The sequence below is a fragment of the Pilibacter termitis genome, from assembly GCF_900167335.1.
Lineage (GTDB): Bacteria > Bacillota > Bacilli > Lactobacillales > Streptococcaceae > Pilibacter > Pilibacter termitis.
The window spans coordinates 87,010-95,286 of sequence record NZ_FUXI01000009.1 but is presented as its reverse complement, the minus strand read 5'-3'; the positions used below and the strand labels follow the sequence as shown (position 1 = coordinate 95,286).

General features: G+C 38.9%; 7 protein-coding genes and 1 pseudogene. All 8 read right to left on the bottom strand.

The genetic code is table 11. The features are described 5' to 3' along the window. Positions 1–232 (bottom strand): annotated as a pseudogene (locus B5D30_RS05295) (hypothetical protein); the annotation flags it as partial. A gap of 145 nt (positions 233–377) precedes the next feature. After that, a complete protein-coding gene (locus B5D30_RS05290; protein WP_078806993.1) occupies positions 378–1,118 on the bottom strand; it encodes an amino acid ABC transporter ATP-binding protein in 741 nt (246 codons plus the stop codon). After that, positions 1,118–3,277 carry an amino acid ABC transporter substrate-binding protein/permease gene (locus B5D30_RS05285; RefSeq protein WP_078806992.1) on the bottom strand — a complete coding sequence of 720 codons (2,160 nt, stop codon included), beginning with the start codon at positions 3,275–3,277 and terminating at the stop codon, positions 1,118–1,120. The genes B5D30_RS05290 and B5D30_RS05285 overlap by 1 nt, the downstream gene beginning before the upstream one ends. 150 nt (positions 3,278–3,427) lie before the next feature. Continuing rightward, entirely contained in the window at positions 3,428–4,201 is a 774-nt protein-coding gene (locus tag B5D30_RS05280) for an inositol monophosphatase family protein (protein ID WP_078806991.1), read from the bottom strand. Then, on the bottom strand, positions 4,179–4,484 hold the full coding sequence (locus B5D30_RS05275; protein WP_078806990.1) for a UPF0223 family protein: 306 nt from the start codon (positions 4,482–4,484) through the stop codon (positions 4,179–4,181). Before B5D30_RS05275 ends, B5D30_RS05280 begins: the two co-directional genes overlap by 23 nt. Next, positions 4,481–5,521: a LacI family DNA-binding transcriptional regulator gene (locus B5D30_RS05270; protein ID WP_078806989.1), complete on the bottom strand. Its 1,041-nt coding sequence runs from the start codon at positions 5,519–5,521 to the stop codon at positions 4,481–4,483. The genes B5D30_RS05275 and B5D30_RS05270 overlap by 4 nt, the downstream gene beginning before the upstream one ends. A 396-nt stretch (positions 5,522–5,917) precedes the next feature. Further along, the gene (gene pgmB / locus B5D30_RS05265) at positions 5,918–6,607 is read right to left on the bottom strand and encodes a beta-phosphoglucomutase (RefSeq protein WP_078806988.1); all 690 of its coding nucleotides are present in this window, start codon (positions 6,605–6,607) and stop codon (positions 5,918–5,920) included. A gap of 12 nt (positions 6,608–6,619) precedes the next feature. After that, the gene (locus B5D30_RS05260) at positions 6,620–8,269 is read right to left on the bottom strand and encodes a glycoside hydrolase family 13 protein (RefSeq protein WP_078806987.1); all 1,650 of its coding nucleotides are present in this window, start codon (positions 8,267–8,269) and stop codon (positions 6,620–6,622) included. Positions 8,270–8,277: the final 8 nt, after the last annotated feature.

Here is an 8,277-nt window from a genome sequence, read left to right as displayed (position 1 = left end):
CTGGAACCTGAATCACTCGCTTATTTGCGATAGTTCCATGTTTATAGTAATCTGCTGAGCTCTGAAATAGAACCCCACAACTCTCGCAATGCGTAGGAACTTTCGCATATAGCCCATCAATTCTGTTGAATTTTCTATTTTTCTTATCTACCCCTCTAGAAAACCAACGGTCCTTTTCAAATATCAAACTTTCATCTTGAAATCCTAGTAATTCTCTTGTACACTTATCCATGAAGACATCTCCTTTACTGTTGGGTTAGGCACTTACATTGTAAACGAGATGTCTTTTTTTATGCAAAAAAATCGCATGGAATTTTTGTTATTCCACACGATTTAGTATAGAGCCAAAAAAAACGAGCCGAAGCTCGTTTCAATCGTCAAATATTCAACACCTTATCCAAGAAGTCTTTGGTTCTTGGGTTTTGTGGATGATCAAAAATTTGCTCTGGGGTGCCGTCTTCTAGGAAATGTCCGCCGTCAATGAACATAACGCGATTGGCTACGTTTTTGGCAAACCCCATTTCGTGTGTAACAATTAACATTGTCATGCCCTCTTCGGCAAGTTTTTTCATGATATTTAACACGTCCCCAACCATTTCTGGGTCTAAGGCACTCGTTGGCTCGTCAAATAGCATAACATCTGGATTCATCGCCAAAGCTCTTGCGATTGCTACACGTTGTTTCTGACCGCCTGAGAGTTTTTCTGGTTTTTCATCACGTTTATCCGCCAAACCGACCAACTCAAGCAAGTTTATCGCTTTTTCTTCAGCCTCTTCCTTGCTCATTTTCCCTAAATCAATTGGTGCAAGTGTGATATTTTCTAACACCGTCAAATGAGGGAACAAATTGAAATGCTGGAATACCATGCCGATATGCTGACGAACTTTGTTAATATCCGTTGATTTATCAGTCAAATTGAATCCGTCAACGATAATTTCTCCACTTGTCGCCTCTTCTAATTTGTTGAGCGTACGAAGAAACGTTGATTTTCCGCTTCCAGAAGGTCCAATGATACACACGACTTCCCCTTCTTTAAAGGTAACAGAAATATCTTTTAAAACTTCATTGTCACCGTATCTTTTCACTAAATGTTCTACAACAATTTGATTTTTTGACATTATTTCATTCTCCTCTCTAATACTTTAGAAAGTTTCGTCAAGGCGGTGATGACAACTAAGTACATCACACCTACAATCAAGTACACTCTAAAACTTTGAAGATTCCGTCCTACAATAATTTTCCCTGCTTGCAACAGCTCAATTACTCCGATAACGGAAATAATTGTCGTATCTTTTAGCGAGATAACAAACTGATTGACAAGACTTGGTACCATAATGCGAATAGCCTGTGGCAAGATAATTTTTTGCATTGTGCGAGTATAACCAAGCCCTAGCGAGCGACTTGCCTCCATTTGTCCTGCTGGAACGGCATTGATTCCTCCACGCACAATTTCTGCGATATACGCTGAAGCGTTCAAAGTCAATGCGAGAATCCCTGCGACAAAGTCATTTAATTTCAAAATCGGGAAGACATTTGGCAAACCGTAAAAAATGAATACAGCTAATACCATAAGTGGCACCCCACGGATAATATCTACATAAATACTTGATAATACACGCAACGCTTTGATTGGTGCAACCGAGAATAAACCGAAAACAACACCGACAATCATTGCCAAAACAAACGACACTAAAGCAATGACAAGCGTATTGCCCAAGCCTTTTAGCAACTGCTCCCAGTTGTTTGAAAGAAGTCCTGAAAATGTGCTTTCGTCTACACTTTCTTTCTTTTCAGCCTCTTGAGTCGCCTCTTCACCACCAACATATTTCGCTAGAATTTTATCATACTCGCCATTTTCTTTGAGTTTTTGTAATCCTTTGTCAAACATTTTGACAAGTTCTTCATTTGTTCCTTTTTTCACCGCAAAACCATAATGACCGATTGGTACTGGTTTAAACGGTGTCGCAAAGTCTTTCCCTTGCGTAATGGCATAATCAATAACTGGTGCATCATCCATAATCGCCACCACATCATTAATGTTGAGTGCATCATACATTTGTGAACCTTCATCAAAAATCTTGAGCGAATAACCGTACGTTTTCTCGTTTTTCACTAGCCATTCTTGAGAAACTGTTCCGTTTTTTACACCAACTTTTTTGCCTTTTAAATCATCTAAAGTCTTGATATTTTTAGTTGACTTTTTGATTGCTATTTCGATACTTGAGTCAAAGTACGGTTCTGAGAATGTGAAACTTTTCTTTCTCTCATCTGTAATACTCATTCCTGCGATAATTCCGTCCGCTTGCCCTGCTTGCACTTGGTCAACTGCCGCTTGGAAACCCGGGAATTTCTTTTCTACTTTAAAGCCTTCGCTTTTAGAAATCGCATCAAGCAAATCAACATCAATCCCTGCGTAACTTCCGTCCTCTGCTTGATATTCAAATGGTGCGTAGGTTGAGTCTAAAACAATCGTATATGTTTTTTCCTCTTTTTTCTCAGACTCTTCTGTCGCTTTTTCGTCATTACCCACATATTTGGCTAAAATTTTGTCGTATTTGCCATTTTCTTTGAGCTTTTTCAATCCTTTGTCAAACATTTTGACAAGTTCTTCATTTTTCCCTTTTTTCACCGCAAAACCATAATGACCGATTGGTACTGGTTTAAACGGTGTCGCAAAATTTTTCCCTTGCGTAATGGCATAATCAATAACTGGTGCATCATCCATAATCGCCACCACATCATTGATGTTGAGTGCGTCATACATTTGTGAGCCTTCATCAAAAATCTTGAGCGAATAACCGTACGTTTTCTCGTTTTTCACTAGCCATTCTTGAGAAACTGTGCCGTTTTTTACACCGACTTTTTTGCCTTTTAAATCATCTAAAGTCTTAATATCCTTTGCTGATTTTTTCGTTGCTATTTCGATACTTGAGTCAAAGTACGGCTCTGAAAATGTGAAACTTTTCTTTCTCTCGTCTGTAATACTCATTCCTGCGATAATTCCGTCCGCTTGCCCTGCTTGCACTTGGTCAACTGCCGCTTGGAAACCTGGGAATTTCTTTTCTACTTTAAAGCCTTCGCTTTTAGAAATCGCATCAAGCAAGTCAACATCAATCCCTGCGTAACTTCCGTCCTCTGCTTGATATTCAAATGGTGCGTATGTTGAGTCTAAAACAATTGTATATACTTTCTCCTCTGCCTTTGTGGCAAATGTACCTACAAAGAAAAAAGCCAATACAGTCAATACCATTTCAGCTAAATACGTCCTTTTATTCATCTAATTTCCTCCATTTCTACTTTTTACAGATTGTTATGTGAGATTTTCTAACGTTAAATTGGAAATAACAACCCTAACTATACCAATATACGACAAAAAAAAGGGCTATGCAATCTATATGCTAGTCCTTCCTATTTTTTCAAGCGATTCTTAACATTTCATGTAAGTTTCACGAACTTCTTTCATCAATTCTTTCGTACCAACAATGTAGTAACTCCGAGTGTCAAAACTTAATTCCCCTCCGTTTAAGGCAGAAAATTCCAAGCCTAATTCTTCTGCCAGCACGCTACCTGCCGCCCAATCCCACGGTGCAAGGTTGCTAAGATAGGCGATAATGCGACCATGCAAGAGATGGATAAATTCAATCGCTGCACTGCCATACACACGTACCCCCATGCTTTTGTCCGCAATGTCACGTGTATGCTCAATATTTTCTGCATACATGAACGCATTAATGCCAAGCAATCCGTTTGAGAGTGCGGTGTTCTTTGGCGACATCAAACGTTCATCATTGCGATAAACACCAATATTTTTGCCACCCCAGTAAATTTGCTCATTCATCACATCGTAAATGAAACCTAATTGCCCAATCCCGTCTTCGAACAGTGCCACCATAATCGCAAAATTTTCTCTTTGGAAATAAAAATTCAGCGTCCCGTCTATTGGGTCGATAATCCAGAGACGTCCTGACATTTCTTCGATTTCAGACAGACCGTTTTCTTCTGCCAATACTTTGTCCTCTGGAAACGTTGTGCGGATTTTCTCAAGTAAAAGATTTTGCACTTTTTTATCCATTTCCGTCACAATATCTTGACGATTTTCCTTTTCTGCCACCTCGAAAGATTCATGAATATGCGTGCGAATATAATTTCCCACCTCTACTATCCATTCTTTGACCAATTTACATTCTTGATTTCTTTCCATAAGATTTACGCTCCATTTTTATTTTGCCCTGTTGCTTTTCTTTTGCCATTTTTACACATTGGTAAATCGAGTAGCCACTAACCGTTTCAAATTGTTTCCCCAAACGTTTTTCTTCGCCAATCGTGCGAACGACTGTTTTAAACTTCTGATAATGCTCAAGCAATTCCTCTACCCGCACACCTACCTCATATGCCTGTTCAATTTTTGTATAGAAGTTCGTCACGAAAACCATTTCTTGAACTGACCAATCAAGGCTTAATGGATATTGATAATCTGTTTTCATCTGTCTCCTCGATTCAATCCTTTTGTTTTTGTTTTGACACTTTCTCTATTTTTCAAGCTGTGTGGGATAATCACTTTCACATGACGCATTTGCGTTTCACCTTTTACTTCCTCTGTCAAACGTTTCAACGCCACACGTCCTAATTCTTCGACATGAATGTCAAAAGTCGTAATGTAAGGGTGAATAAGTTTTGCATAAATCGAATTGTTAAAGCTGATAACAGAAATATCATCTGGCACTAAAACATTGCTCATCTGGAGAAGTTGGATTACACGTAAACTCAAAATATCGTCCACCACAATCAAAGCTGTCGGGCGGTAGTTTCGGATACTCTCTTGAAAAGCCAAAATCGTCATCGGCTCTTTTCTATCAAGGACAATCGTCTCAAACGTATCCAAGCCATAGTGTCTCATTCCACGAATATAGCCGTAATACCTATCTTGCACCCAGCTATTATCCATTGACTCCACCACAAGCATTATCCGCTCATGCCCACGTTCAACAAGTGCATCAACCGCATTTTTTCCAAGCAATTGATTATCATTGTCTACATAAGTTGTTTCATTTTCAAAATCATTTGGTGTACCAATGACAACATAGGGAATTTTTTGCTTACGCAAATATTCTCTTACAGGGTCGTTATTGTTGGCATAAAGTAAGATAAAGCCGTCCACTCGTTTTTGACCGTACATCAACTTCGTATTTTCAAGCAACTGTTCTGGTGAGCGTCCTGTTGCAATGGCAACTGTATACTGATTGTTAATCGCCTCTTGATTGATACTGCTTAGTATTTGCATAAAAAATGGTGAGGAAGTTCGCTCGCCATATTCTGTCGGCGGAAAAATCACACCTACTGCATTGGTCAAACCACGCACTAAATTGCGTGCTGCTACATTGGGAACATAGCCTAATTCCTCCATTGCTTGACGTACCCTCACTTTTGTTTCTTCCGATATAGAAGAATTGTCTTGAATGACACGTGAAACCGTAGACGGTGCGACTCCGACTTTTTTAGCAATATCTTTAATTGTAACCACTTTGTGTAATCCTCCCTTCTTAGTTTATTAGTTTATTATTTTTGATTTTCTATGGATAGATGAGTTTGGCACGGCTCACTGCGGCAAACTTCAAACCGCCCCACTTCGCTTTTCTTGGTCTAGCTATGTGGGGCAGGAGTTTGGTCACTGTTCACAATGCCACCTGAAGCTCTGCTTCAGGCAAGTAAATGGCATGGTTCACTGTGACAAACTCCTAAACGCCCCACTTCGCTTTTCTTGGTCTAGCTGCGTGGGGCTGAAGTTTGGTGGCTGTTCGCAACGTCGCTCGAAACTTCGTTTCGATGCTAGTCTTTCAAGAATCTTTGATTCTTAGAAAGACTGTATGCGAAACGAAGTGTAGTAGTAAATGAACGACGTGGCTCACTGCCACAAACTTCAAAACGCCCCACTTCGCTTTTCATTTTCCCAGACTTTTCGTAAAAAGTCTAATGATAAACTACTCGTGTCTGGGACGAGTGCGATGTCTTCGCCTAGGTCACTTGCACGACCTACACCTATTGGTAAGGCACCACTTGATTTAATTGCTTGAATCCCTGCTTGAGCGTCCTCTATTCCAATACATTCTGAGGCTTTTACGCCAACACCACTTGCAGCTGCTATAAAAATATCGGGTGCAGGTTTTCCATGTGGTACTTTTGCAGGGTCAGCAATCGCATCAAAATACTCGGTCAACTCCATTGAAGAAAGCAATGCAGGGCCATTTTTAGATGCGGAGGCGAGAGCAATTTTTATTCCGTTTTCCTTTAATTCTTTTAAAAGCTCTAAAATCCCAGAATAAACGTCTTTTGACGACACTTGCTGAATCATTTCGACATAATTGTCATTTTTCCTTTTGGCTAATTCAGCAAATTCTTCTTCTGTATAATTGCCAAATTTTCCAGCTTGCCCGCCATGATTTAAAATTCTAGTCAGCGAATCCTCACGACTCACTCCTTTTAATTGCTCGTTAAATTCTCGGTCAATTGAAATACCAATTTCTTCCCCTAATTTTTTCCATGCTTTATAATGATACTCCGCTGTATCCGTGATAACACCGTCTAAATCGAATAATACTGCTTTAAACATTTTCTAGTCTCCTTATTTTCCTTGTTTCATACTACGCTCAAACACAAACGCATCAAACGCGTTCATCTCAAAATGCTTTTGAATCAATTGTTCATTTGTGTTGGAGAGTAGGAGTTGCCAATTTTTGTTCGTAATTTTATTTGGTAAAGTAATTTTCTTTACCTTCTCGCTTAGATTTGTTAAAACGAGGATTTCTTTTTCTTCTGTTTTCCTTAAATAAATAAATGTATCTTCATCATGTGCTAGTAGCAATTCAAACGCACCAAACGTAAGTGTTTCTTCACTCTTTCTAAGTGCAATCAATTTTTTGTAATAATTGAAAACAGAATGTTCATCATTTTTTTGATGTTCTACATTGATTTTCTTATAGCTTGGATTGGTTTTTAGCCATGATTTCCCATTGGTAAAACCTGCGTTTTCTGCATCACTCCATTGCATTGGTGTTCTCGAATGGTCTCGTGACCAATTGGAAACTTGTTGCAACGCAAGTTTTTCGTCCACTCCACTTTCCACCAGCAGTTGATAACGATGTTTATCACTCAAATCGTCCATTTCACCAATCGTTTCAAACACAGTATTCGTCATACCAAGCTCTTGCCCTTGATAAATAAATGGCGTGCCTTTGAGCAATAAATAAGCTGTGGCAATTGCTTTGGCTGATTTTTCTGTTTCGTTACCCATTACCGTATTCATGCGTGGATTGTCGTGGTTTTCAATGTAAAGAGCGTTCCACCCCTCATGTGCTAAATCTTTTTGCCAACGAGCCATTGTTTTTTTATAGCCCAAAATATCCATTTTTTCATAACCAGCTACACCTTTTCTGTGATTATGCTCTAGCTCAAAAATCATATTGATATAGCCGTTCTCATTTGTCCATTGACGTGCTTTTTTACTTGTAACTCCACTTGCTTCTCCGACGGTCAAAATGTCGTAGGCAGAAAAAATTTCCTTCAACTCACTCATATATTGCTCAATGCCATTTACATTCATAAATGGTGCCCATTGATTGTCGGTAATCTGAAAATTCCAGTCCTCTTTTTGAATATGACTAATCGCATCTAATCGAAATCCGTCAATCCCCAAATCAAGCCAAAAACGAATCATCTCATAAATTTCCTGACGCATTTTTTCATTTTTCCAATTCAAATCGGGTTGTTCTTTGTAAAAAATATGAAAATATGCCTGATTTGTTGCTTCATCATATTCCCACGTTGAACCGCCAAAAAAACTTTGCCAGTCATTCGGACATTTTTCTGGTGTCGCATCTACCCAATGATAATAATTGCGATACGGATTGTCTTTGCTTTTACGACTTTTGATAAACCAAGGGTGCTGATCACTTGTGTGATTGACGACTAAATCCATTAAAATTTTGATGTCTAACCTATGAGCTTTTTCAAGCAATTCTTTCAAATCTTCTATCGTGCCAAATTCTTCTTGCACCGCACGAAAATCTGAAATATCATACCCATGGTCAACATTCGGCGACTGATAAAGAGGGTTAATCCACAGAAAATCCACTCCTAATTCCTTCAAATAAGGAAGTTGTTGAATGATTCCTTGAATATCACCAATCCCGTCATCATTCGTATCTTTAAAACTTTTAGGATAAATTTGGTAGCCTACGGCATTTTGCCACCAATGATTGTTTTTATTTTCCATAACTTACT

Coding starts and splice junctions, on each gene's coding strand:
- B5D30_RS05290 (WP_078806993.1), bottom strand. CDS start 1,118: ATGTCAAAAAATCAAATTGTTGTAGAACATTTAGTGAAAAGATACGGT.
- B5D30_RS05285 (WP_078806992.1), bottom strand. CDS start 3,277: ATGAATAAAAGGACGTATTTAGCTGAAATGGTATTGACTGTATTGGCT.
- B5D30_RS05280 (WP_078806991.1), bottom strand. CDS start 4,201: ATGGAAAGAAATCAAGAATGTAAATTGGTCAAAGAATGGATAGTAGAG.
- B5D30_RS05275 (WP_078806990.1), bottom strand. CDS start 4,484: ATGAAAACAGATTATCAATATCCATTAAGCCTTGATTGGTCAGTTCAA.
- pgmB (WP_078806988.1), bottom strand. CDS start 6,607: ATGTTTAAAGCAGTATTATTCGATTTAGACGGTGTTATCACGGATACA.
- B5D30_RS05260 (WP_078806987.1), bottom strand. CDS start 8,269: ATGGAAAATAAAAACAATCATTGGTGGCAAAATGCCGTAGGCTACCAA.